Origin of the sequence: Halomonas sp. DP3Y7-2 (assembly GCF_019800795.1) — a bacterium.
GTDB lineage: Bacteria > Pseudomonadota > Gammaproteobacteria > Pseudomonadales > Halomonadaceae > Halomonas > Halomonas litopenaei_A.
Window position 1 is genome coordinate 375222 of sequence record NZ_JAHVKJ010000008.1, and the last position, 25117, is coordinate 400338.

At 52.9% G+C, this 25117-nt stretch carries 22 protein-coding genes; 15 read left to right on the top strand and 7 right to left on the bottom strand.

The annotated features are described in order from the left end of the window. Nucleotides 1–29 precede the first annotated feature (29 nt). Nucleotides 30–326 carry an integration host factor subunit beta gene (locus KUV45_RS11440; protein WP_045994571.1) on the bottom strand — a complete coding sequence of 99 codons (297 nt, stop codon included), beginning with the start codon at nt 324–326 and terminating at the stop codon, nt 30–32. A 247-nt stretch (nt 327–573) separates the two neighbouring features. Between KUV45_RS11440 and KUV45_RS11445 the strand changes: the two genes are divergently transcribed. Beyond that, nucleotides 574–876 (top strand): succinate dehydrogenase assembly factor 2, encoded by a 303-nt coding sequence (locus tag KUV45_RS11445; RefSeq protein WP_206937970.1) that lies wholly within the window; start codon nt 574–576, stop codon nt 874–876. Nucleotides 877–1222: 346 nt separating this feature from the next. Then, the gene (locus KUV45_RS11450) at nt 1223–1558 is read left to right on the top strand and encodes a hypothetical protein (RefSeq protein WP_222163116.1); all 336 of its coding nucleotides are present in this window, start codon (nt 1223–1225) and stop codon (nt 1556–1558) included. A 109-nt stretch (nt 1559–1667) separates the two neighbouring features. On the opposite strand, the gene dinB is transcribed toward KUV45_RS11450, so the two are convergent. Both dinB and lexA read right to left on the bottom strand, forming a co-directional pair. Then, nucleotides 1668–2726: a DNA polymerase IV gene (gene dinB, locus KUV45_RS11455; protein WP_222163117.1), complete on the bottom strand. Its 1059-nt coding sequence runs from the start codon at nt 2724–2726 to the stop codon at nt 1668–1670. Nucleotides 2727–2885: 159 nt separating this feature from the next. After that, on the bottom strand, nt 2886–3551 hold the full coding sequence (gene lexA / locus KUV45_RS11460) for a transcriptional repressor LexA (RefSeq protein WP_222163118.1): 666 nt from the start codon (nt 3549–3551) through the stop codon (nt 2886–2888). A 313-nt stretch (nt 3552–3864) separates the two neighbouring features. Here lexA and KUV45_RS11465 point away from each other — a divergent pair, with 313 nt between their 5' ends. Beyond that, nucleotides 3865–4527, top strand: a complete 663-nt coding sequence (locus KUV45_RS11465) for a TetR/AcrR family transcriptional regulator (RefSeq protein ID WP_206937984.1) — start codon at nt 3865–3867, stop codon at nt 4525–4527. Nucleotides 4528–4682: 155 nt separating this feature from the next. After that, complete coding sequence (locus KUV45_RS11470) at nt 4683–5201, top strand: L,D-transpeptidase (protein ID WP_222163119.1); 519 nt, start codon at nt 4683–4685, stop codon at nt 5199–5201. 107 nt (nt 5202–5308) lie between these two features. On the opposite strand, the gene KUV45_RS11475 is transcribed toward KUV45_RS11470, so the two are convergent. Beyond that, a complete protein-coding gene (locus KUV45_RS11475; RefSeq protein WP_222163120.1) occupies nt 5309–6448 on the bottom strand; it encodes a type II secretion system F family protein in 1140 nt (379 codons plus the stop codon). A gap of 426 nt (nt 6449–6874) precedes the next feature. Then, nucleotides 6875–8689, bottom strand: coding sequence for a type IV-A pilus assembly ATPase PilB (pilB, locus tag KUV45_RS11480; protein ID WP_222163121.1), 1815 nt, complete (start codon nt 8687–8689; stop codon nt 6875–6877). 246 nt (nt 8690–8935) lie between these two features. On the opposite strand from pilB, the gene KUV45_RS20395 reads away from it, so the two are divergent. From KUV45_RS20395 to KUV45_RS11530, 10 genes are all read left to right on the top strand, one after another. Continuing rightward, nucleotides 8936–9466: a prepilin-type N-terminal cleavage/methylation domain-containing protein gene (locus KUV45_RS20395; protein ID WP_308126706.1), complete on the top strand. Its 531-nt coding sequence runs from the start codon at nt 8936–8938 to the stop codon at nt 9464–9466. 35 nt (nt 9467–9501) lie between these two features. Continuing rightward, the gene (locus tag KUV45_RS11490) at nt 9502–10953 is read left to right on the top strand and encodes an MBL fold metallo-hydrolase RNA specificity domain-containing protein (protein ID WP_222163122.1); all 1452 of its coding nucleotides are present in this window, start codon (nt 9502–9504) and stop codon (nt 10951–10953) included. Nucleotides 10954–11460: 507 nt separating this feature from the next. Continuing rightward, nucleotides 11461–12711: a WzyE family oligosaccharide polymerase gene (locus KUV45_RS11495; protein ID WP_222163123.1), complete on the top strand. Its 1251-nt coding sequence runs from the start codon at nt 11461–11463 to the stop codon at nt 12709–12711. 1039 nt (nt 12712–13750) lie between these two features. After that, nucleotides 13751–14905: a hypothetical protein gene (locus tag KUV45_RS11500; protein WP_222163124.1), complete on the top strand. Its 1155-nt coding sequence runs from the start codon at nt 13751–13753 to the stop codon at nt 14903–14905. Continuing rightward, entirely contained in the window at nt 14905–16419 is a 1515-nt protein-coding gene (locus KUV45_RS11505; protein WP_222163125.1) for a hypothetical protein, read from the top strand. The genes KUV45_RS11500 and KUV45_RS11505 overlap by 1 nt, the downstream gene beginning before the upstream one ends. Then, nucleotides 16416–17492 carry a glycosyltransferase family 4 protein gene (locus KUV45_RS11510; RefSeq protein ID WP_222163126.1) on the top strand — a complete coding sequence of 359 codons (1077 nt, stop codon included), beginning with the start codon at nt 16416–16418 and terminating at the stop codon, nt 17490–17492. The genes KUV45_RS11505 and KUV45_RS11510 overlap by 4 nt, the downstream gene beginning before the upstream one ends. Beyond that, the gene (gene pssD, locus KUV45_RS20460; RefSeq protein WP_222163127.1) at nt 17479–17973 is read left to right on the top strand and encodes a PssD/Cps14F family polysaccharide biosynthesis glycosyltransferase; all 495 of its coding nucleotides are present in this window, start codon (nt 17479–17481) and stop codon (nt 17971–17973) included. Before KUV45_RS11510 ends, pssD begins: the two co-directional genes overlap by 14 nt. Continuing rightward, nucleotides 17970–18446 carry a PssE/Cps14G family polysaccharide biosynthesis glycosyltransferase gene (pssE, locus tag KUV45_RS11520; protein ID WP_222163128.1) on the top strand — a complete coding sequence of 159 codons (477 nt, stop codon included), beginning with the start codon at nt 17970–17972 and terminating at the stop codon, nt 18444–18446. Before pssD ends, pssE begins: the two co-directional genes overlap by 4 nt. A gap of 183 nt (nt 18447–18629) precedes the next feature. After that, nucleotides 18630–19763 (top strand): exopolysaccharide biosynthesis polyprenyl glycosylphosphotransferase, encoded by a 1134-nt coding sequence (locus KUV45_RS11525; protein WP_261315928.1) that lies wholly within the window; start codon nt 18630–18632, stop codon nt 19761–19763. Between the two features lie 14 nt (nt 19764–19777). Continuing rightward, nucleotides 19778–21139 (top strand): O-antigen ligase, encoded by a 1362-nt coding sequence (locus KUV45_RS11530; protein WP_222163129.1) that lies wholly within the window; start codon nt 19778–19780, stop codon nt 21137–21139. 54 nt (nt 21140–21193) lie between these two features. On the opposite strand, the gene KUV45_RS11535 is transcribed toward KUV45_RS11530, so the two are convergent. Together KUV45_RS11535 and KUV45_RS11540 are read right to left on the bottom strand one after the other, a co-directional pair. After that, nucleotides 21194–22477, bottom strand: coding sequence for a PIG-L family deacetylase (locus KUV45_RS11535; RefSeq protein WP_308126707.1), 1284 nt, complete (start codon nt 22475–22477; stop codon nt 21194–21196). After that, entirely contained in the window at nt 22461–23648 is a 1188-nt protein-coding gene (locus KUV45_RS11540) for a glycosyltransferase (protein ID WP_222163131.1), read from the bottom strand. Before KUV45_RS11540 ends, KUV45_RS11535 begins: the two co-directional genes overlap by 17 nt. A gap of 324 nt (nt 23649–23972) precedes the next feature. Here KUV45_RS11540 and KUV45_RS11545 point away from each other — a divergent pair, with 324 nt between their 5' ends. Beyond that, nucleotides 23973–25112: a glycosyltransferase gene (locus tag KUV45_RS11545; protein ID WP_222163132.1), complete on the top strand. Its 1140-nt coding sequence runs from the start codon at nt 23973–23975 to the stop codon at nt 25110–25112. The last annotated feature ends 5 nt before the right edge of the window (nt 25113–25117 follow it).

Consider the following 25117-nt stretch of genomic DNA (forward strand, 5'->3'; position numbering starts at 1 on the left):
CTGGCGCGAGTGGGCCCAGACGTTGGTCGCTAGTATCCCAGCGCACGGCTGGCATCGACCTGTTCGCGCAACTCCTTTCCTGGCTTGAAGTGTGGCACGAACTTGCCTTCCAGCTCCACCGCTTCGCCGGTCTTGGGGTTGCGTCCAACCCGTGGCTCCCGATAGTGCAGAGAGAAACTGCCGAAGCCACGAATTTCGACGCGCCCGCCATCGGCCAGGGTGTCGGTGATGTCATCCAGAATGAGGCGCACCGCAGCCTCAACGTCCTTGATTGACAGCTCGGGCTGCCGCATGGAGATCTGCTCTATCAGTTCGGACTTTGTCATCGGTTATCTCCGTGAGTCCCATCTGGGTGATGAGCGCTGGTCAGGCCAGTGTCGAGGACCGCGTCGATCGCAGTCCCTTGTTTTTAGATAGCATACTTTTCAAGTGTTGATAAAACAACGCACTACATTGATCGACATTCGTGGCAGGCCCTTGCCCGGCATCACCTTTTTCGCCGCCGTGCGGCTGCCCGCCGTTGGTGCCTGCGCTATACTGGCGCCACACTTAACATCCCAGACGAGGTTCCCCTTGGATCAACCGTCTTCCGCGGCCTCCCAGCTCGAGGCCGAGCGCAAGCGCCTGCACTGGCACTCCCGTCGCGGCATGTGGGAGCTGGACCTTCTGTTGCTGCCGTTTTTGGAACACCGCTACGATGAGCTTGATGAGGCCGACAAGGCCGCCTATCGCGACCTGATCACCGAAGAGGATCAGGACCTGTTTATATGGCTGATGCGTCGCGAATGGCCGGAAGAGCCGACTCGCCGGCGTATCGTGCAGATGATCGTGGACTATGCAGAGACCACGGGTCACGGCCACAATCGGGGCCTCTGACCGACAGCATCTCGCCCATGGTGCAGTGGTGGTGGCGGTCAGTCTGATCGTCGCCATCGTCCTGCCTTCCCCGCTCGGGGGATATGCTGTTGCCTTCCTCGGTGCTGTGCTGATTCGCAGCGCCCGCCATCCTCTCCTCGGTCAGTTGCGCTGCCTGCCTGGGCCACAGGCCACGCCGAACGCGTCGCCTTCCGCCATTTTGCCCGCGACGTCCCTCACTCTGTCTTCCCCGCTGTCTTCCACACCGCCTGTGTCGAGGTTGCAGACGTACCTGAGCCCCTGTGGCTGCCCTGGGCGATTTCCTGGTCTATGGCCCTGTCGATGGCGCCGGTGGTGGCAAGGCGTCATGACGTTTGTCGCCGGGCTGGCGTCCGTCTCAGTGCCTGTTCCCGGACACTGGCAGTGGGGTCCTGACGTCTGTCAGGACGGGCGTGGACCCGTCACCGCCTCAGAAGACAGTCACGCTTCCTGGCAAAACATCGACCTTTACTGCATCAGTGTGGGTCATTACCTGATCGCCCTGCGCTGGCATGGCCGAACCCACTGGCTGTGGCATGACGCCGTGGACCCCGGCGAATGGTGGCAGCTCAAGCGTTACCTGTTGGGAATGGAGGCCTCGAACAAGGGGCGCCTGGCGAGCGAGCACGATGGGCGATACGACGAACAACGCGACGAGCTATAAGACGAGCTATACGACGAGCAACGCGACTCGTAGTGCTACCAGGAACGCGACTCGTGAGAGGACGACGTTCACGCGCCGTAGCATGATGACGAGCGGGGCTAGCGGGCACCTAGAAGGGCAGGGTCAGTTGCTGACGCGCCTCTTGTGGCACCAGCCTGACGCCAACCCCAAGCAAGCGCACCGGGCGTTGTGCCCGCTGCCAGGCCTGGTCCAGCAGCTGCGCAAAGGTCCCGGGGTCAGGTTCCAGGCCGCGGGACTCCAGGGTGGTGGTGGTGAAGTCATCGAAGCGTACTTTCACGAACACGCCAGCCAGGGGCGGCCGACCGTTGCGGTCGATGCGCGCCTTGAGCTTTTCGCACAGCTCCACCAGTGCCAGCTGGGCGGCGCTCAAGTTGGGCAGGTCGCGTCCGTAGGTGCTTTCGACACTGATCGACTTGCGTTCACGCTCTACCTTGACCGGCCGCTCGTCGATGCCGCGGGCCAGTTCGTACAGGCGGCGGCCGAACTTGCCGAATTCGTCCAGCAGGCGATCAATGGGCTGGGCGCGCAGCTCTTCGCAGGTGGTAATGCCCAGCGCATCCAGGCGCGCCCCGGTAGCCGGGCCCACACCGTGCAGCTTGCGCACGGGCAAGGCCAGCACAAAGGACTCGACCTGGTCCGGGGGGATGACCGTCAGGCCGTCTGGCTTGTCCCAGTCGCTAGCGATCTTGGCGAGAAACTTCGACGGTGCAGCCCCGACGGACACAGTGATGCCGGTGCGGGCCAGGCACTGTTCCTTCAGCCAGCGGGCCATCCAGGTAGCGCTGCCCTTGAAGCCTGCGACATCGGTAACGTCCAGGTAGGCCTCGTCCAGTGATAGCGGCTCTACCAGCGGCGTCAGCTCGTGGAAGATGGCCTGGATCTGGGCGGAGACCTCGCGATACTTGTCGAAGTTGGGTGGCACCAGCGTGAGTTGAGGACACAGGCGCAGGGCGCGGGAAGTCGGCATGGCCGAATGGATGCCGAACTTGCGCGCCGGGTAGTTGCAGGTAGTGATGACGCCACGCCCCTCACGTGCGCCACCCACGGCCAGCGGGATATCCCGTAGGGCCGGGTTGTCGCGCATCTCGACGGCGGCGTAAAAGCAGTCGCAGTCGGCGTGAAGAATCTTGCGTACCGGTTCCGTCATGGTCTGGCCTGGCAGCGGCGCGGCGTCTAATCATCCATCCGAAAGGGTGAGGCGGGGCTTCGGGCTAGCTCAGCGTCAATCTCAGTGTTGACCGCAGTGTTAACCCCAGTGTTAACCCCAGCACCAACCTTCGCATTAACCTTCCTATTAACCTTTCTATTAACCCAGGGCCTGGCCGTTACCACCGCGAATGACACCGACTCCAACGCCCTCGATGTCCAGGCTGTCCCGCCGCAGGTCCAGGGTGATGGGAGCGAAGTCGGGGTTTTCCGCCTGCAGGGTGACGTGATGTCCGTCGCGCTGGAAACGCTTGACGGTCACCTCGTCCTCGAGGCGTGCCACCACGATCTGGCCGTTGCGAATGCGTTCAGTACGGTGCACGGCGAGCAGGTCGCCCTCCAGAATGCCAACGTCCTTCATCGACAGGCCGCGCACGCGCAGCAGGTAGTCGGCACGCGGTGTGAAGTAGTCAGGCGGCAGCGGGCAGTAACGATCGATATGCTCTGCCGCCAGGATGGGGCTACCCGCGGCGACTTCACCGATGATCGGCAGGCCCTGGACGGGACTGGTGTCCTGGGGCGCATCGTTGGCGGCAGTGGTGTCGGCTTCCTGGGCTGGCAGACGAATGCCCCGCGAGGTGCCGCGAATCACCCGGATGGCGCCCTTGCGTTCCAGCGCGCGCAGGTGCTCTTCAGCGGCGTTGGGGGAGCGAAAGCCCAGTGCGCGTGAAATCTCCGCACGGGTCGGCGGGTACCCCAGCTCGTTCATGGTCTTGACGATAAAGTCATAGACGTTCTGCTGGCGAGGGGTCAGGGGACGTGTCATGCGGCCTCCCACGGGCGGCGGTGAGTCAGGACGGCAGCGGCAGGGTAGCCCCAGCGTGCTGCCAGACAGCGGGTACCTCTAGCACCCTTGGTGAAGTGTACAGTATGGATGCCTATCCAGTAAAACGGTGATCTGCCTCGAATTTCGCGTTCGGGGTGAGAGGCGTCGTGGCAGTGGTATGAGCGGTCTGATGCACACGTTTCAAACACCGTCTGCGATGGTTGATTGTGCGTAGAGAGCGCCTCCCTTACACTCCGGCTAACATTCAAACAATTGTTTCCAACTGCCCTGACTGACTGGACGGAGCCCGCGAATGGCCCAGACCGATACAGTGACTCGCATTCTGGACACCGCCGAGGTCCTCTTCGCTGAACGAGGTTTCGCGGAAACGTCGCTGCGCAACATTACCGGCAAGGCCAAGGTCAACCTGGCCGCCGTCAACTACCACTTTGGCTCCAAGAAGGCGCTGATCCAGGCGGTCTTCTCGCGCTACCTGGACCCGTTTTCCGACCGCTTCCACGCTGCCATCGATGAGCTGGAGCGTGGATACGGCAGCAAGGTCATTCCGTTGGAAGTGCTGCTGGAAACCATGGCCAGGACGGTGCTGGAAGTCCCGGCGGAGCGTCATAGCCTGAAAGTCTTCATGCGCCTGCTGGGGTTGGCCTATAGCCAGGCCCAGGGGCACCTGCGCCGCTATATCCAGGACCAGTACGGCACCGTGTTTACCCGCTTTGTGGCGTTGGTGCGCAAGGCGACCCCGGAGCTGCCGGATTCCGAACGGTTCTGGCGCCTGCATTTTGTGCTGGGTACCGTCATCTTCACCTTGTCTGGCCTCGATGCCCTGCGCGACATCGCCGAGAAGGACTACGACGAGCACGTGTCGGTGCGTGACCTGGCACGCCGGATGCGGCCAGTGGTGGTAGCGGCCATGAAGGCTCCCTTGCCGGAGCCGCCGCAGGCCAGTTCTCAGGCCTGAAGCCATAGCCCGAAACGAGAGCCCGAAACTAGAGCCCGAAACTAGACCCAAAACCAGGCCCGACACCAAAGCCGCATCGGAACCACCCGGGCGGTGACGCGTCGAACAGGCAACACGGCAGGCATAGCTGCAGCGTAAACAAACAGGGAGAGACGATGCAGACACCGCGACTTGAAGCATTGCCGCCCGCCGATAGCGTGTGGGTGGAGGTCGATACCTCCACCCAGCAATTGACGCTGTGGCGGGGCAAGCAGCCGGATTGGCAGTGCCTGGTGTCGACCGGCGTTGCCGGCACTGGCCAGCAAGAGGGCAGCGGCCAGACGCCGCTGGGCTGGCACTATATTCGCGCTGCTATTGGGGGTGGAGAGCCAGTGGGTAGCGTCTTTCGTGGGCGTCGGCCAACCGGAGAGGTGTTCGACACCGAGCTGGGACGTGACAACCCCGAGCGGGATTGGATACTGACGCGCATTTTATGGCTGTGCGGCCTGGAACGGGGCGTCAATCGCGGCGGTAACGTCGACTCTCAGCGGCGCTACATCTACTTCCATGGCACTCCACCGGACAAGCCCATGGGCGTGGCCGACTCCCACGGATGCGTTCGGCTGCGGGACGACGACCTGGTGAAGCTGTTCGATCAGGCGCCCCCTGGGACTCCGGTGTGGCTGCATGATTAAGGTATCCGTTCAAGAGGTCTGTCAGGCCTCCATTAACGGACTGAGCTGATAGCTCTTGGATAGGGCTTAACGACACCCTCGACGCGTCGTGCCTGGATGAGAGCCCGTTACACCACATTGCCCAATTGGAAGATGGGCAGATACATCGCCAGCACCAGGCCGCCGACCACCACCCCCAGCACCACGATAATCAGCGGCTCCAGCAGGCTGGTCAGGGTATCGACCCGGTCATCTACCTCGCGCTCATAGTGGTCCGCCACCCGGCTTAGCATGCTATCCAGGGCGCCGGCTTCTTCCCCGATAGCCACCATCTGCAATGCCAGTGACGGAAAGCGCTGTGTTCGCCGCATCGCCAGGTGCAATCGCTGGCCGCTGGCGACATCGGCCTGCAAGGCCAACACTGCCCGGCGATAGACATCGTTGCCGCAGGCGCCGGCGGCCGTTTTCAGTGCGGTTACCAGCGGTACCCCCGCCGCAAAGGCGGTGGCAAGGGTGCGGCAGAAGCGCGCCACCGCCGCGTGATCCAGAATCGTCCCCACCACCGGCAGCCTGAGCGACAGGGCGTGAAGCTTGAGACGCGCCGCCTGGGACTTCGCCACCCGCCAACGAACCGCCGCGACCAGGGTGCACAGGCTTCCCAGCATGACCAGCCACCAGCGTTGGGCAAACTCCGACAGCATAATGGTCCACTGGGTCATGGCAGGCAGGCTCGCGCCCACTCCGTCGAACATCTGCTCGAATTGGGGCACCACCTTGATCAGCAGGATCGCGCTGACCGCCATACCCACTGCCACCACCGTGGCGGGATACCAGAGCGCCTTGCGCACGCGCCCCTTCAGCAGCTCGCGTTTCTCCAGGTGATTGGCCAGGCGATCCAGCATCTGGTCCAGGGTGCCCGACTGTTCGCCTGCCGCAACCAGATTGACGTACAGGCTGTCGAAGGCGGCTCCCTGTCGGGACAGCGCCTGCGCCAGGCTGGCTCCGGCACTGACATCCATGCCCAGGGCCTGCACGATCAACCGCATGGCGGGGTTGGACAGGCTGTCGGCAAGCACCCGAAAGGCCTCCAGTAGCGGTACACCGGCAGTCAGCAGGGTGGCCAGCTGACGGGAGAACAACATCAGGTCCCTGGGCTTGATCTGGCGTTGGTAGCGGACCAACTTGCCGGCGGGTTTGAGCTTACGCGGCGTGATGCCCAGCAGGTGCAGTTGACGCTGTGCATCGGGTCGCCCAGAGGCCAGCAGCATCCCAGTGCAGGCCAGACCCTGGCGATCTTCTCCCTTCCACTTCCAGCAGAGCTGTCGTTGCTGCGCGGACCTTGATCGCCCAGCGGTATCTGCTCGAGCGCCTGAGCGCCCATCAGGCCTGACACCCGGGCCGCCGATGGGGTGATGAAAAGCGTCGACAGCAGGGGGAGGTGAAGTAGCGCGCTCCCTGCCGGTAGGCAAGCCGGCGATGAGGCGGGTGCTCTGATCCGTTCCGCTGTGATCATCTCCATGGCCGGCACCAGAACCAGAACCAGCACCGGCACCAGAACGAGGATCAGAACCGGGACCGTCGCCATCGGACGGGCGGTGGTCCCGATACACAGAGGAGGAGGGCGAGGACGAACGGTCGCGGAAGGGCACGTGGTCTGCATCTCGCTTCAAGAGTTAGAGGAAGAACGAAAGCCGCTACGCCGTAGTGATACGGCAGACCTCCGTCAGACTGGTGACGCCTTCCATCACCCGTTCCAGGCCACTGCGGCGCAGATTGGGAAAGCCCTGGCTGCGGGCGAGGGTGTCGAACTCGTCGGCGCTACCACCGCTGAGAATCAGTCGGCGCATGTGCTCGTCCACCGGCACGACCTCGAACAGCCCCACACGACCCTTGTAGCCCTGGGTGCACTGGCGGCAGCCGACGGCGTCATAGAAGCTGCCCTGCTGGGCCTGTAGCGGACTCAGCCCGTGGTGGATGAGCACATCCTCAGGCAGCTGTACCGGTACCTTGCAGTGGGGGCACAAGCGCCTTGCCAGACGCTGGGCCACGATAAGGGTGACCGCGCTGGCAATATTGAAGGATTCGATCCCCATGTTGGCGAGCCGGGAGAGCGTATCGGCGGCGGAGTTGGTGTGCAGCGTCGATAGCACCAGGTGGCCGGTCTGGGCTGCCTTGATCGCGATTTCGGCGGTCTCCCGATCGCGAACTTCTCCCACCATCACCACGTCCGGGTCCTGGCGCAAAAAGGCCCGCAGGGTGTGGGCGAAGTCCAGGCCGATACGTGGCGCCACATTGACCTGATTGATCCCAGGCAGCTTGATCTCCACCGGATCTTCTGCGGTGCAGATATTGCGCTCGGTGCTGTTGAGCAAGTGGATGCCCGTGTAAAGAGTGACCGTCTTGCCGCTGCCGGTGGGGCCCGTTACCAGGATCATCCCCTGGGGGCTCGCCAGGGCCATCTCGAACTGCTTTCGCTGGCTGGGTGAAAACCCGAGCTGTTCAATCCCGATACGGGCGGTAGCGGAGGTCAGCAGGCGCAGCACGAGTTTCTCGCCGTATACCGTAGGCAGGGAGTTGACGCGAAAATCGATATCCTCGCCGTCGTCCAGTTGGACCTTGATGGTGCCGTCCTGCGGGAGGCGCCGTTCGGAGATATCCATGCGTGCCATGACCTTCAAGCGCGAGGCGATGCGACTGCGCAGGTTGAACGGCGGCTGAGCAACTTCATGGAGCAGCCCATCAATGCGAAAGCGAACGCGAAAGCGGTCCTCGAAGGGCTCGAAGTGGATATCCGAGGCGCGCTTTCTGACCGCGTCCCGCAGGATGGTATTGACGAACTTCACTACCGGGGCATCGTCTGCCTGGCTGGTGAGGCTAGCCGTCTGGCCGCTGCTAAGCTCCTCGTCGAGCTCGCCGTCATCTCCCGCTACTCGGCGCGGCTCCGCCCGGCTGAAACGCTCACCGCGACTCTGGCCCTGCGCTGCGACGGATTTGCTACGGCTTGGTGGCGCCTCAGGGCCAAGCTCGTCAATCGCATCGGCAATATCCTCGGCATTGGCCTCGCCCAGGTAGGCATCCAGCAGCAGGGAGAGCTTGTCCATGGGCGCCAGCGCCGGCTTCAGCGGCTTGCCCACCACAAACTGCAGCTCACCCAGGCGCGCAAGCGTGGACGGGTAGGGCACGGCGACGTGCAGATGGTCGTCATCCAGGACCAGGGGCAGTACCTGGTGTTCCCGCAGTAACGCCTGGGGAAAGTGGCTGAGGGGCGGCAGCTGCTCCGCCACCACCGTACTTAGATCGGTAAAGTCGAGGCTGTACTCCTCCGCCGCTGCGCGAGTCGCGGGACCGGGTTCGACGCGTCCCGTCTCGACAAGATGGCGTAGCAAGGTGCTGCCTTTGGCCAGGGCGTCGTGCTCGGCGCGTAGCGCCTCCAGCGGTGGCAACAGGCCCAAAGCCACCAAGCGCTGCCCCAGCCCGCTGTGTGGCCCCTGGGCGTGTCTGTCCCCCATAGTCTGATCAAACGGCACAGTGATTCCTCTGCGAGCCCGTATCCAACGTCGACAATAGCGCCAGTTTGCGCCTCTGCGAGTGGTCAATTGCGCCGCAGCGCGTGTTTTGCGCTAGCAACCCGACGCATATCAAGGTTTCAGCGCGCTCAGCCCTGCGCGGCACGAGGTCCGGCGTACTATCCCGATATTCCCCGCCGCACCTCCCGGTTCGGCGATACGTCAAGTCCCACTGAGGAGATAGTCGTCATGGATGCACACCATCGGTCACACGCGACGACAGCGTGCACTGAAGTCCGGATTGCGAGTGCCATGCAAAAGCCCGGCGCCACAATCGCAGCTGCCGAACCACGCGCCGCGGTGCAGGCACAGCCGACACAGCGGCAAGGGCAGGGTGGCTTCACCTTGATCGAACTGCTGGTGGTCGTGGCCATCATTGGACTGTTGTCCGCCATCGCGATACCGCAGTACACCAACTTTCAAAAGCGAGCAGCGGTGAATGCCTGCAAGGAAGAGCTCGCGGCCGCACGAACGGCGCTGTCGATAGAGGGAACCCTTGCGGAGGTGGACGTGGCTAACACGGGGCTCAAGGACGCCTATTCCTGGTCAGCCTGTTTGGACACCAGTGTGAAGTACACGGCAGGCGTAAACGGAACCGGGGGCACGGCGGATAAGGACGGTGAGCTATACGCGACCCCCTCCTCAGAGAAATTCAAGACGGAAGCGGTGAAGTTGATCATTCCTCCCGTTATGGATGTCGATGACGCTCTCGGCAGTTAAGCGTAAATACCGAAGTAAACGCCAAAGGGTCGCTAATGTCCGACAGATCCACTGAAGAAAATCGTATACCGTCGGATTTTCCGGCGATTGTGCATCACGGTGGCGCCGACGGCGTCACCGGGAGCTGCCACAGGCTCCAGATCACCCCACACCAGGCCATTCTGATTGACTGCGGGCTGTTTCAGGGCAGCGACCTGAAAGGGCAGAGCAGCTTCGAACGCCACCAGATCGAATTTTCCGTCGATGACGTCGTCGCACTAGTCGTTACTCACGTGCATATCGACCATGTCGGACGGCTTCCCTATCTTCTGGCCGCTGGCTTCACCGGCCCCATAATTTGTACCCCGCCCAGTGCCAAGCTACTACCGCTGGTAATTGAAGACGCGCTGAAAATCGGCTTTACCCGGGACAGAAGACTCATCGAGCGGTTTCTTGATAGAGTCGAGATGCATCTTGAGCCAAGTCCTTATGGTGTCTGGAAAAGTTGCATAGACGAAGAGCAACTCAAGGTCAAGGTGCGTCTCCAGAACGCGGGGCATATACTCGGTTCTGCATACGTTGAAATTGATGTTGAGGACCAGCGCGCCAGTCTGGATAATCGCTACGTCTTTTCGGGGGACCTGGGGCCGCCCGACACTCCGCTGTTGCCGGACCCCACCCCATTGGAAAAAGCCGACGTCCTGGTGCTGGAAAGCACCTATGGGGATCGTCGGCATGAAGGCCGCAGGACGCGGCGCGCACAGCTCAAGGAAATGATTTATCGTGCACAGCGCGAGGGCGGTAGCGTGGTCATTCCGGCCTTCAGCATCGGCCGCACGCAAGAGCTCCTCTACGAGATAGAGACCCTGCTGCACGACCTGCCGGGCCAGCACGAGGCAGAAAGCCCTGGCGCCGAGCCCAGCGAAACGCCTCCGATACACATGGTGGTGGTTGACTCACCACTGGCCGCCAGGTTTACCAAGGTCTATCGAGAGCTAAAGCCCTGGTGGGACAGTGAAGCCAAACAGCGGCTGGAGGACGGCCGTCACCCCCTAAGCTTCGATGGCCTTGTGACCATCGACAGCCACGACGACCACCTCGCTATGGTAGAACGGCTGGCCGAGACGACTACTAGCGCCATCGTGATCGCCGCCAGCGGTATGGCCACCGGAGGTCGCGTCGTCAACTACCTCGCGCGACTGCTACCCGACCCCAGACACACCGTGCTGTTCGTCGGCTACCAGGCTGACGGCACCCCAGGGCGAGACATCCAGAGGGCAACACCAGGCAGCCACGTCCGTCTCGAAGACAAAAAAGTCGCCGTCAACGCCACGATCAAGACGATCTCCGGCTTTTCCGCCCATGCAGACCAACAAGACCTGCTGAACTTTGTGCGAAGCGCCAAGGAACCGGTAGGGGAGGTGCGGTTGGTGCATGGGAGTGAGGGGGCGCGGAGGGGGTTAGGATTGCTAATAGGTGAGGACCTAAGAAAACATGTAATTACATGACAAGTTTTAGCCTATTTAGCTTTCAATAGTTAAGTTTAAAAAATTGACGAAAGAAGCGATTTAAATTAATTAATGAGTGGGCAAAGGCAATGTAGAGTCCAAGCTCGTGCTGTTATAATTAATTTTTTTGCTAATAGCAAATCAGCTAAAATTAAAATATGGATAAAGCTTTTTCAGTTTTAATCAAGAATCAGTGTAAAGAAAGTAAGTGCGCGAAAAATATTAAAACAAATGTGGCATACTTAAGTAGGCTATAGGATGATGTGGCTGGAAATTTGAAATGTTCCTAGCGAAATATATGTTGGTGAGATTTTTGCTAAAAGGAAAATATTAGACTTCCTAGTATTTAATATATAAGATAGATTAGGCAGCAGGGTGAAAAGTTACAAGCTATTTTACACCGTTAATGTAAAAGCTTAAGGCGCGCAATAATAGAGCTGACTCTTGATATTTATTAGTAGTCACCGTGCTAAATTTTAATAGCAATTCCTTAATAAAGGAAAGTTAATGCTTCATTTTGTTTTTACTTTGCTAGCATTGTATGCATTGGCTACGGCTTTAACATGCTGGTATTACCGTATAAGTTTCATTGTTTTTTTTCTATTCTTTTTCTTTTTAGTAAATGTGTTCGGCTTCTTTTTTGTGGACGATAGCATTGCGTTTAAAGATGACGCGAAACTTGTAGTGATGTCACTGTTGTTTGGACTAGTAACAGTGTTTCTCTACTTTTGTTTGAATTTCTTATTCTCTACCAGCGTTACAAGAAACATGATGATAAGTCCTCCTTTGCGAGTGGGTGCATACCCTATTCTATTTTTTGCACTCGCTACTTTAGGTTTTTTGGCTTTCTATATTAAAGCTGGTGTAACACTCGATGGCGACTATAACGCAAGAATTCAAAAAAATGCTGGGAACGGTGCCTTAGTAATATTGATGTATGGGTATTTAGCTGCGATTGCAACATATTTGGTCGGCGGTAAAGCAGACAATCTACGAGGGTTCTTGTTGATATCGACCACTGCTATTGCATTTGGTGGCGCCTATTACTTGCTGATTGGAGGCTCTAGAAATCTAATAGCAGCTTCTTTATTTATCGTGTTAATCTGGCTAATAGCAACTAAGAAAATTAAAATTCCAGTTGCAGCCGCTTGCGGTTTGGTACTGTTCGCAGCGCTACTGTTATTGGAGTATTATCGCTATGCGCTTAGCTTGGAAGGTTTTACATTTAATAAGGGTTTAATTCTGTTTTCAGAGAGTTTGTCGCCTTCGCATGCAATTAGAAATATATATAGTTGGCTTTCCTCTACATCCTATAACTTGCAACATCTCACAACCTTTTTTAATGAATTTGCTATTGTTGTCCCAAGGGCGATGTGGGAAGACAAGCCCATTAACTTCATGAATAATGGCTATTACTACACCACGCAAATTCTCGGCCTAGATACAAATCTTACAATATCACCCACTTTGGTTGGCAGCGCAATAATTATGTTTGGGGAGCACGCCTATTTATTTTCTCCCATTTGTGCGGTAGTTCTGTATGCATTTGATAAGATGTTATTTAGCAGAAGAGTGTTGTTAAAGTCCTTCGCCCTATGTCTTTTACCATATGTTTTTTTCATGGTGCGAGATGGGTTGGAAGTATTCTTGTATGTGGGCATTAAATTTTTAATCGTGTTTTTTTTGGCAATGATGATTTCTTTATCACTAAAAACGGTTAAGGAAGTCTCGCGGGTTTCTAAAAGTGAATTATCTTGATCGAAAGTAAGTTTTTTATATAGTGTGCTTGGGAGCAGTTATAAGCTTTAATATAACTGTTGCAACGTTAATTTTTGGTCGCAAATTAACTAAGCGTGTTATAAAATAACTTGTCCTCCCTTTACTCTTCGCTGCTCTGAATGCCGACGCTTATATAGATGTGTGTCCCTTTACTTAAATAGTTTTTAGTTGCGACGCGTATTATGCGAGTACGGTAGAGGGGCTCAGGAGGCGGCATAGCCCTAAAACTTATTCGGTCGCTTGCGACTGTAATGGTGCATATAGAGATAGAGCATGATCTTTGTTTGCCCAAGCGATCCAATGTATTTGCGCGTCACTGCATCATCGGCTTAGTGTTCGATGACCTTCAGCTTGAAATGTTTGACGCACAGCAGAATGTAGTAAGTACTCAGCTTACCTTCCGGTCTCTGTTGTGGGACTCATGGATAGATTTTCTCCCAATTCAGACTAGGTCGCAAGACGGTGAATGGCAGAGCCCTACGCGAGCATGACAGCCTTACACCTACTTGCACTCCTAACAATCGTAAGATAGAGGGCTGCGCTTTCTGTGTATGCGGCTTTGCTGTGTATGCGGCTTTGGCGCAACACGCAATCTAAGTTAAGATAGCCTTAGGCAGGAAGCCACTCTAAGGCCTGCTTCAAAAGCTCTGCAGGCTCAGTATTAGGTGAATACGGCAGGGAGGATAGGCACCGTTAGAGATTGCAGAGTGTCACCAAGCAGTCTTACTAAGCTATCTCTGTCTGCGGGGGATCTCATCAGCAGTTGCTTTTGTTGAGCTGGCACCGGATTGTTTAGCGCATAGATCTGGATGTAGACCACGCCTAGCTTCTCTACGGATATTGGTAGTTTTATGCTGACTTTGGATCTTTATGCAAGCTCTGCACGCATTTTCAATATTGGGTCCTCCGTGTTCCCCCAGGTGTCTTCTTTGAAGATAATTAAATCATGCTAGCGAGTAATTCAAAAGGCAGTGGCCTTCACCTTACAGTTGAGCTTTATATAAAGCGAGTCAAATAGATGCGTCGACATCTCTTAGAGTGGTTTGTATGGATTTTTTCAGCGGCAGCACAGGGTGGTAGTAGGCTATTGGTGCTTGCTATCGGTTTTTTTAGCACCAGTGTGAATCTCGAAGTAGGATTGATAGTAAGTCTAGTAAGTGTATATAATATAATATTTGCGTCTTCCACAATTCAAATTATTTCCAGAGATCAATTAAAGAGAAAGTCAACAAGTTTAAGTTTTATTTTATCCGTTTGTTTAATACAATTTGTAGTAGGGATTAGCACTGCTATATATATGTTGAACAATGTAGGCTCAATAGTATTGACCGGTTGTTTGCTCATAATTTATGCACTTCACTTGATAGTGCGGCAGTCACAAATTGTATTAAGAAAGACTCGAAGGTTGTTTTTTTTAGATATTGCGATGTTATTTGCCGTATTTTTTTGTGTTATTGGGGCAATCAGTGATGCATCTTTGGCAAGTGTTGCTGCAACAATTGTGTTTTGTTGGATTTTGGCGGGCTATATCAATACAGAAGTAAAGAGTGTAAGCTCCTCCGATGTTAAATCATTTTGCTATGTTGCTGTATCTAATCTGTCGACGACAGCCATGCCATTTATAATGCCTATTATGACAAAAGCATATGGGCTTAGTAACGCAGAGATAGATTTTTTAACTGTCACAGCAGTTTTAGCGTCCATGTTAATAGTATTCCCGCGTGCAGTGTTTAACAAAAAGCTCGGAGGAATAGTCATTGAAGATGGCCAAGATGTGGTTATGCATCGGCGTCATTACTCTAAGTTAATAATTGGATATTACTTATTTTTTTTAACTTTGGCCATTCTATTCAGTTTGGGCTTATCAATGATAGACAGTAGTCTGAAAGCGCCAAGCACTGTAGTGGTTATACTTTCATTTTTGCTTCTTTTACAATCTTTTTTTGGCGCGTTAAGCTTCTTTGACATAAGCATTGTTGCAATTTCTGGAAATGAAAGCACAGTAATGCAAACTAATTTTAAGCTCTTAGCTTTTTTTGCAGTTAGCTTCCTTGTTATTTTGCTTCTTCGCGATGTACTGGGAACGCTCGGCTCAATTGCTTGCTATTCTACCATATTAGTTGGCTACATTTGGCGCTACAAATATTTGGGTAGGTCTCTAGAGGTTATATAATGTCTTTTCTGTTTGTTAATAGGAAACCGAGTAGTGCTTTTGCTAAAGTCATATCCGCATATAAAACGATAAATGAAGATATCGTAGGTGGACAGTCTGTATATTATGCGTATGACTCTTCAATCTGGGGCGATGTTCCAGTTATCGAGAAAAATGGAAAATCACTTTTGTTATCTGGTTGGTTTATATTAGATGACAAGCTAAATGATATAAATTTACTGCATGACGAAATTATTTTAAACGGCCTCGAAAATGCACAGAGTAAGATACAGGCCGGTATCTTTACCGCAATTTTTTTCGACTCCACAGCAACGTCTGATGAGTTTACTATCTTTCAAGACCCGGCAAGTTTATTACCCCATTACTGGACTCAAGAAAAATCTGAACTAGTAGTTACACCCGAATGCGGTGAAATTATTTCCTCTGAAGATACATGTTTAACTGAGATTTTGGTTAAGAAGGGGCATCTCTTTGGGGATAATACTATTGACAAACAAGTAAAGAAGATTCTCCCATTTGAGCATTTGGTGATTAAGCGACAGGTAGTAAAAAAAGTAGACAACTCTAAGACATTTCATGATTACGTGTTTGGCGGTGTGAGACACGAAGATTTTTTCGATAGTTTTAAGAAAGTTAATCGACCTCTAAAGCCTGATGTATGTGCATTGTCTGCGGGATTTGATTCTCGCTTAATAGCACATCGATTTGATCCTAGTGCCTTTTATACTTGGGGCCCCAAGCATAGTCAAGATGTAATTGTAGCTGAAAAAATTAGCAACAATAAAGAAAAGCCTCATTTTTCATTTTCGTTTACGGATGAATTTGTAAATGACATTGATGATGAAGTTTGTTGTGCTCTGTTTAAAGGTTCAGTATTGAATCCTAATGCACGATTTTTGTGCAACTACCGAAAAGTAAAGAATGAATTTAAATCCAGTGTTTTCAGCCTGGATGGTTATTTAGGAGATGTGCTTCAGCGAGGAACATATAACAACTTTAAAGGCACTTTAGGAGAATTTTTGAAAATTTTCCCAAAGTTTTACGATTATTTAAATATATCCGATAGGTATGTTCTGCGCTCTAGATATAGAGAGCTTGGAGAAAAAGACTTTGACATGCTTTGGGAGGATTATAAAAAGAAGACAGATATATTGTGTGATGAGGACCCGTATACTAAAGTAACTTTTTATGAGTTTTTTTATGGACGAGGAGGACGATACATTTCTACTGGCGGTATTGTTATGAACAGCCTTTTTTTTAATGTTGTACCAGCTTTTTGTTCTAAGTCCTCATTAAACTATTTTTTCAATCAGAAAATGACGGATGCATTAGAGTTTAAAACTTTTAAAAAAGTTTGGTCGGACATTGATGATGAAGCTATAGTAGAACTGAATTCTGAGGGAGGGTATTCATCTAAAACTCCGAGAGTTTTGATCCCTCTTATGAACTTCCTTGGCAGACTTAACACACGCTTCAACCCAAGAAGGAAGAATTATTCTAGAGGTGGCCGATGAACTGCCTACACATAAGTAATATGTATCCATCAATAAAGTTCCCAAGCTTTGGGACATTTGTTAAGGAAACAGATGACATTTTATCGACCGTAGCTCATGTAGAGAGAGTAGTTATAGATAGTAAAAAAAAAACAACCAGAGATAAAATAGGTCAATATTTTAAGTTTTATGTTAATATTATTAAAGCTGTTGTAAGGAAGAAGTGGGATGTCATTTATATTCACTTTCCCTCCCATACTTTTATCCCTGTACTTATTTCTATTTTTTTTATAAAAAGTAGAGTGGTCATCAACTTTCACGGCGGCGACGCTTTTAATCAGCCTGGACGATCTACTTTCTTTTTTAAAATTAAAAAAATAATTAATCATATAGCGATTAAAAAATCGCATGTAGTTGTTGTGCCTAGTGAGCATTTTAAAGAGCTGGTTTGTAGTAAGTATAATACGCCGAGGTTAAAAGTTATCGTAAATTACTCTGGCGGTGTTTGCACTGAAAAATTTCGCTACGTGAAGCGTCACGATCTTTCGGAGAGGAAGATTAGGGTGGTGTACGCAGCTCGTATGGAGAAGGTAAAGGATCCTTTGCAAGTTGCTAAATGTGTAAGTAATAACTCTCGGCAACTTGAGAATTTTTGTTTTTCATTTGTCGGTTCTGGCACATTGAAAGAGAAAGTTGTAGACGTTTTGTCATCAGCTGAAAATTGTTCCTATTCAATAAGCGATTCCGTAGCGCACAAAGAAATAGAGAAACTATTCAAGGACAATGATTTTGTTATTCAATCGTCAATAAGTGAGAGTCTTGGCCTTGTGGTTTTGGAAGCTATGGCCACTGGTTGTATACCTATCTGTAGAGACATTCCCGCGTTTAGAAATATTATTGATGATAGAATTGATGGGCTGCTTTTCTCAACCGAAGCTGACTTGCTTTACTGCTTCAAATATATTCAAAACATGAATAGCATTGAAGTAAGGGAGATGTCGCGAAAGGCTAGAGAAAAAGTTGTGAGCCGTTATTCTAGGTCGCGTTCCATTGAGATTATGATGAAGAGTGTATTGAACATTGAATCCCAATAGCACTACCCCGAAAGTACTGCTTGTATATGGCTGCGGGGGGCATAAAGCGCAGGCATTTAGGCTTTATGAAGCCCTAGAGGCAGGCTTGGACAGCAACGTTGTGTTTACCGTATCGGATGACCAGTATGTTCCAGAATGGTCTTCTAAACATTATAATGTTGTAGAAGTAAGATCGAAAACTAGTAATAACTATCTATCACTTTTTTCTCGTGCTCTCAGTGTTTTTCGAGATGCTGTGCGTGTTGGTAGAGAAAATAACATCTCGTGTGTTATCTCTACCGGACCTGGTATAGCTGCGATATTTGCCTTGTACATGAAATTTAGTCAAAAGTCGACTATTATACATGTGGAGACGTGGTCTAGATTCTATAGTACATCGATTACTGGAAAGGTAATGTATCGATTTTCGGATCTATTTTATTATCAGAATTTGAGTTTAAATAAGTTTTATCCCAAGGGTAAATACTGCGGCAGGCTATGAATATATTTGTAACTGTTGGAACAACTAGCTTTGAATCGTTAATAGCGAGTGCGCTCGCCCTAGCCAGAGTCGAAGAATATACTTTTAGAATTCAAGATCCTAGCCAACAGCGCGAGAGGGGGGTAGATGATAGCTGTGTTGTACAGCGTTTCTACGATGATGTATTACTCCAATATGAGTGGGCAGATTTAATAGTGACCCACGCAGGTGCAGGCTCTGTATACGCAACACTAGAGATGGGAAAGAAAATAATTGTTGTACCTAACCTAGAGCGAGCAGATAAGCACCAAGCAGAGTTGGCTAAGTATATTCAAGAAAATAATTATGGCGCTGTTCTTTGGGATGTGAATCAGCTTGGCGATACTATAAAAATTGCTTCTAAGAGCAGTTATCGTCCTTATGCGCGGGACAGGTTTTTCGTCGGTAATGAGATCGTAAAGGCAGTTAAGGCGTCTTTGAGTAAAAAAAGATAACTTTTAATTATGTGATGCTAGTTATTTTAAATAGAGGTCCTTGTGAACTTGAGCTTTGAACGTCGTCACTCTCGCTGGTACGAGAGGTTGTTGTTAGGCCTACCATTTCAATTTTTTGTAGGTTTACCCCTCGTAGTGCTATTGCCATCGTTTGAGCGTTGGGGGTGGGGGTTCTGGAGCTATTTGTCTGACAATCGATTAAACTCTATAGCTGCGATTTGTCTAGCATTTGTGGCTACTGTTTTTTGTCTTAGGCGCTTCTCTAAATTTCCTGGTGCACGGGTTGCCGCTTATGTAGCACCTACGGTGACCCTCGCTTTCCTAGTTGTCGTTGCAATTCTTTTTTTTACTAGAGAACCGTATACGAGGCAGGTGCTTTTTACCGGCTACTTGATGTGTCTATTATGGTTCTTTTCCGGATATTTTGTAGGGAGAAGATATAGACAATTGAAGATTGGTGTCGTGCCGGTTGGAAACGCCATTGGGCTTGTCTCGTATGCCAAAGTTGAGCTTCGGCAGCTAACCTCCCCCGAGCCAGACGGAGTTCGCTATGATGCAATAGTTGCTGATCTTCGTAGCGATTGCCTGGGACCTGAGTGGGAACGGTTTTTGGCGGAATGCACACTTTGTCGTATTCCAGTTTATCATGTCCGTCAGATTCAAGAGTCCATGTCAGGTAAAGTTCGAATTGATCATCTGTCAGAAAATGAGTTTGGCTCTCTTATGCCCTCAGCATTTTACTCTAGTTGCAAGAGGCTAGTAGATCTTCTTGGTGCTGTTTTGCTACTTCCACTCCTTACTCCGGTCATGCTGCTAACAGCGATTTGTATTCGTCATGAGAGCGAGGGGCCTGCACTCTTTCTTCAACAACGTATGGGCTATAGAGGAAAGCCTTTCAAGGTTTATAAATTTCGCAGTATGTACATCGATCAGAAGGGCAAGGGATTCACTGACGGAGAAGACGATCCGCGAATAACGAAGGTTGGCCGTGTCATAAGAAAATATCGTATTGATGAGCTGCCTCAGCTGTTTAATGTGATAAAGGGAGAGATGAGTTTTATTGGGCCCCGACCGGAGTCTATGGAGCTTTCAGAGTGGTATGAGAGAGATGTACCTTTCTTTCGTTACCGTCATGTGGTGAGGCCTGGTATATCCGGCTGGGCCCAGGTCGAGCAGGGGTATGCAGCTGAAGTTGAGGGAATGATTGAAAAGTTACAGTACGATTTTTACTACATTAAACACTTCTCTCTGTGGTTGGATGTCTTGGTGCTATTCAAGACAGTAAAGACTATCGTAACTGGGAATGGCGCAAGGTGAGTGTCTCTGTGGGCATGAATAATAAGCAAAGTCTTGTCACTCCGTTTGGTAGTGGTTTTTCTCCGCGTTGGCTGGGTGCAGTACTTCTCTTTTTGACTTTTGCGTATGCCGCTCTTCGGATTTATACTCCAGATATTGGACAAAAATCTGGTACTGTTATCGCAGTTATTGCATTGGTTGTCATACTATGGAGAGGACGTGAGCTCAGGTCTAGTTCTGTATTCTGGTGTCTGCTTGGAGTGGTAATTGCTCAGTTGATAAGCTGGGTAGCAGGTTACTATCACCACCCGGATTGGCTTCCAAGCAACCCGGAAATTGATCGTCTCGGTAAATGGTTTTTATTTGTTGGCGTGGCGTTCTGGCTTGGTGGCAGTTATTTTAACGTCAAACTTGCGTTGTCACTTGCTTTGTTAGGCTTCCTGGCGACGTGTTTTTTCTTTGATGGTTCGCTGGAGCAGTGGGTAAGGGGCGTGCAGGGCCATAGGATTGATCTCGATATCAGAAATGCACAGCATACCGCAATGTTTTTTGGTGTGGCATTAATCGGATTACTTTGTTTTGTCAGGCTATGCTTTTCCGGTGGACGCATAGCTTGGTTAACTGGCTCGGCTTGGGTCATTGCCTTTGCGATATGCTTGCTTGGTGTCGTGGTTACTCAAACACGTGCAGTATGGCTAGCTATGGTAGTTGTCACTTGTTTGGCATTTTGTTTTTTCGTGGTGGCTGCGTTAAGGGGTAAATTTTCTCGTAGTGCCCGACGCCAAGGAGTTATTGCGATCTTCAGTGTTGTTGCCTTAGCTGTTATCGCTGGCATAACATTTCAGGACACGCTTCAAACACGTCTCGCAGCTGAAAACTCCGTGATGGCTCATGCTATGCAGGGTAACTGGGAAGAGGTTCCTTATAGCAGTATTGGCACGCGTCTGCATACGTGGCGCGCAGGATTGGAATGGTTTGCGGAGCGACCCATACTGGGTTGGGGCGGCGAAGGTCGCGGGCTTGTGATTGACCATACCGACTGGCTTCCGCAGCAGATTAAGGATGAGTACGGACATTTGCACAACACCTTGCTGGACTTTCTTGTTAGCTATGGCCTGCTAGGCCTGTCCGTGATCAGTGTGCTCGTGGGGTGGACGGGGCTCGGAAGTTACAAGTCCTGGAAGGCTGGGGTAATGCCTACGGAAGTGCTTGTTTTTGGTTGGGCGTTTTTCGTTTACTACTTTATTGTGAGTCTGTTTGAGTCCTATAGTTTTTTCTGGACAGGCTCGTACATTCAGAATGTGGTGATGGGTGTGGTCGTCACCTTCATCTGGCGCTGGCAGCTTGAGACCGGCAGCTCGGTCTTTACGTTTGGACGCAAGCGAGCTGCCACATAAGCAAGATTCGGCCTGAGCAAGCCGTCGCGTGAGTTGGTATGGGTCCCGCGACGGTCACCACTTCAGTTGGATCGAACAGAAGATCTCATGAGCCTTCAAGTGGGTCTGAAAGTAGTCATGACCGCTGTACTCTTTCCACTGTTCGATAGGTACGCCGGTTAGCCATCGCATTAGCCGCCGTTTCCAGCGCCTTTCAAGCCCTGGCTTGCCTCCAAGATCATGCATGGAGTGCAATGCCAGGGCTTTTTGTTTCTGGGTTTCCAGGTCTAGCCGTGTGCTCATCAGCCGCCATTCGCCAAGTCTGGATGTTGCCAGCTGGGTGGGCCATACGCCGGCAGCGGCGTGAGCCGGGCCTCTTGGGAACCCTCGGGTGCTCTTTAGGTGGTTGGCATACAGCAACATCGTCTCTGGCGAGTGCTCGCTTTCTTGCATAGCGGCAAGAAGGTGTTCGGTGGTGGCTATGTGGTCTGTGTGAGGGTCTAGCTCAGGGTGCGGTGTGATAACGGTGGTGGGTTTTATCTGGTTGAGCAGGGCGCTTAGGTCCTGCTGCAGGCAGCGCCCTGTGTTGGTGGCTTGGCCATCGCTCGGCAGTGCCAAGCGATTCCATCGGCGAAACGTGTCCGGTGTGACATCTCCCGCGCTGTGTGAAGGCTGTGGCACGTCGGGGTCTGCATAAAGTGCAGCCAACGTGTCATTGAAGTAGCCAAGCATCACCAGTTGCTGAGCCGGGACGCCTGCCAAAAGAGGCGTTGTAGCGCTGTTCCAGGTCCGGATGAAGCCCTTGCGTCGTGATGCTTCCTCGAGGCTTTCATCCATGTTGGTCCAGTACTGCTTGTCGAGCTTCTTGAGCCGCTCCCCGGGGGTAAGGGTCACGATCCACGTATTCTGGGGGTGTTTGGCGTAGAGACCGAAGGCGGCAAGCTCTGCGTCATCGGGGTGAGGCGCGATGATAAGGATCGGACCACTATCAAGATCAGGCTGCGTGAACCCTAGCAGCCTTGCTTGGGTGTCCAAGCGCAGGTGCGAGAGATCAAGCCGTATGTCCTCCAGGCCGCTTATGCCTGTCAGGTTGATAAGGCGTCTGCCTACCTCATTAGGCTCAAGATACTGTGTGAAGAGAGCGATGCCGTCCTGGTGGATTGTTACCGCGGGGAGCTTCCAGCGCGAACTCGCGCGATAGCTGACGTCCAACATCCACGTGGTGCTGCCGATGCTCGGTAACCCCTGATGAGCCTGTCGTTCTGTGCTGTCTACTGTCAGGTGCCCGTCCCTATCGATTGTGGCCGTATATTCCCAGTCAGGTGTCAGGGGGAGTTGGTGGTCACGTTGATGGGGCATAGAGCACGTCCGTTGTCTCAGGGGCCAATGCTACAAGATCGCTGATGATCCTCAGGGCTTCAAACGCTTTTACCATCGAGTCGTCGATCGTTACCGGATCCGTTACCGCCTCACGCATCTTATCCGCCAGTGCCTCGATCGTCGGCGCGGCAAGCAAACGTGCCTGAGGTCCGGTCAGTACCTCGCCAATACCTCCAGGCACATCGCAGGCAACGCATTGCGTGCCCAGTGCCAAGGCTTCTATCAGCACAATGCCCAGGCCTTCAAAGTTGGAACTCAGCACAAGGGCGGTCGCATCCTTCATCCACGGGTAGGGGTTGTCCTTCTGGCCAAGGAAATGCACCTTGGCGGCAAGCCCCAGCGCCATCACCTGGGCTTCCAGGTGTCGGCGTTCGGAACCATCACCAATGATGACGAGGTCGTGCTCAAGGCCCTGGTTCACGGCCAGGTGAAAGGCCGCGATCAGGCGTTGTTGGTTTTTCACCGGTACCAGGCGTGCGACGTGCAGCAGATAGGGTTGATGCAGGTGCATATCCTTATCGGCGTTGGCCATTCGCCTGATCGCGGGTATAGGGACCGCGTTGTAAAGAATCTCGCCACGCAGCGGTGTGACGCCCTGGCGCTCCAGGTAATTACCTACTTCCTTCTCGACCCCGCGGGAGACAAACAGCAGCTTCTTGTTCTGGTAGAGCGCTCGTGCCAGCCAGCGCCCCTTAGCATTGGCGGGGAAGCGTCCGGTTACGGCTTCTACCACGCGCCAGGTACGCTCATCATCAAAGGCCCATAGGTTCTCGAAGGCGCCCTGACCCCGTATCAGAATCAGGTCAAAGTGTCCATATGTGTTCTCCAGCGCACCGATGTAGCGCTTGAATTCCTGAGAGCAGCGCTTGCCCCGCCAGATAAAGCCCGACTGCTTGATAAGTGGGGTCAGTAGCAGCTTGTCGGCCAGATGACACAGTCGACCCAACCCCTTGCGGCTGGCTCTATCCACGTCATGGTGGTGGGTCTGGAAGGGGGCATCCGAGGGGAGGGCGCTGGCCCCTTTCAGCACCAGCAGGTGCGTCTCGTGTCCTGCGCTCTCCAGTGCGGTCGCCAGGGTCTTGGTGGCCTGTTCGATACCGCCGATGCCCATGCGTCGCAGCACCAGTAGAACGCGCTTTTTATTTGCCATCTTTCACCGCCTAGCCTGGTAGGGCTTTCCTTGTGTTAGAACCTATGCGGCGGCCCAGCTCAGACGTTTCGGTTGGCTTTCGCCACAAAGTGTTCATACAGCAAAGTCTAGCAAGCCCGCAGGGGGTCGCGTCTCGGTGGAATGAGGCCTTCGCGTGTTTCAGCAAATTCACATATAGCGAGTCGCCGTTTGGTCGAGGGCGGTGGTGTAGCGGATGCTGGCAGTACCGCGAGCCGTGAGTGATCGGTAGGAAGGCTCGATCACGCATAGTGATCTGTGTTCTCATTAGCCTCTTTTCGTTGGCAGGTGGACAAGGCGCCTTTCATGAGAACGCTGGTAGTAGTGAGATCGCTCAAGATGGGCGGTATGGAGAGGGTGGCCGTTAACCTGGCAGACGCCTTCCATGAGGCTGGCCATGAAAGCCATCTGGTCAGTTTTCGCAAGGTGAAACGCCCCCTGGCTCCGGAGCACGAAGGAGTCACCGTGCACCATCTGCCACTGCAGCAGCGGAACCGTCTGACGCTGATTGGCTATGGTCTTGAGGTGATCGCTCGCTTGATTCTCAATCCGTTGCTGGGCAGGGCGCTGTTCCTGGGCAATGGGATCATGGGTGGTGTTGTGTTTCGCCACTGGCTGAAGCGTTTCGAGAAACAGTACGGCAAGGTGGATCGCATCGTGTTTCGGGGCATCGGAACCTTCGAACTGGTGTGGAGCTTCAGCGACAAGCGGGCTCGCTACGTGTTGGAGAACATCTTTCACCTGAAGGGGACGAGCCGGCGCAGAATGCTGTTTGCACGCTGTCTGTATCACCGCCGGGACCTCGTTGCGGTGTCGGAAGGGGTGGCCGAAAGCCTGCGTGAAGCGCAAGCGCTGTGGAAGTTTCGGCCTCGCTCCTTGACGGTGATTCCGAACCCTTGCCCCATTCGTGCCATTCGCAGGTCAATGCACGAGCACAACCCGCAGATACCTGAGCAGCCCTACCTGCTGAATGTGGCCAGGCTGGTACCCGCCAAGGGCCATGATTTGCTGCTGCGTGCCTATGCCTTGTCGGAAACCCAGATGCCGCTGGTGCTGGTAGGCGATGGGCAGGAGCGGGAAGCGTTGGAACGCTTGGCGGAAGAACTGGGTATTGCTGAGCGAGTCATCTTTGCTGGTAATCAGCAGAATCCCTATCCGTGGATGCATCGGGCCAGACTCTTCGTGTTGAGCTCTCGCTTTGAAGGTATGGGTATTGTGCTTTTCGAGGCACTGGCCTGTGGAACGCCTGTACTGTCAGTGGATTGCCCTGGCGGTGTGCGGCAAATTCTCAAGGGGGAGCTTGAGAGCTGCCTGGTAGAGCGAGAGGCTTCGTCACTGGCGGAGGGGATCAACCAGGCAGTGGCGAGCCCGAAGCCGGCCATCCGCGACGCTTGGCTCCAGGACTTTATGCCGGAGAGAGTGGCCGCTGCCTTTATAGATAAGTGAGCGTC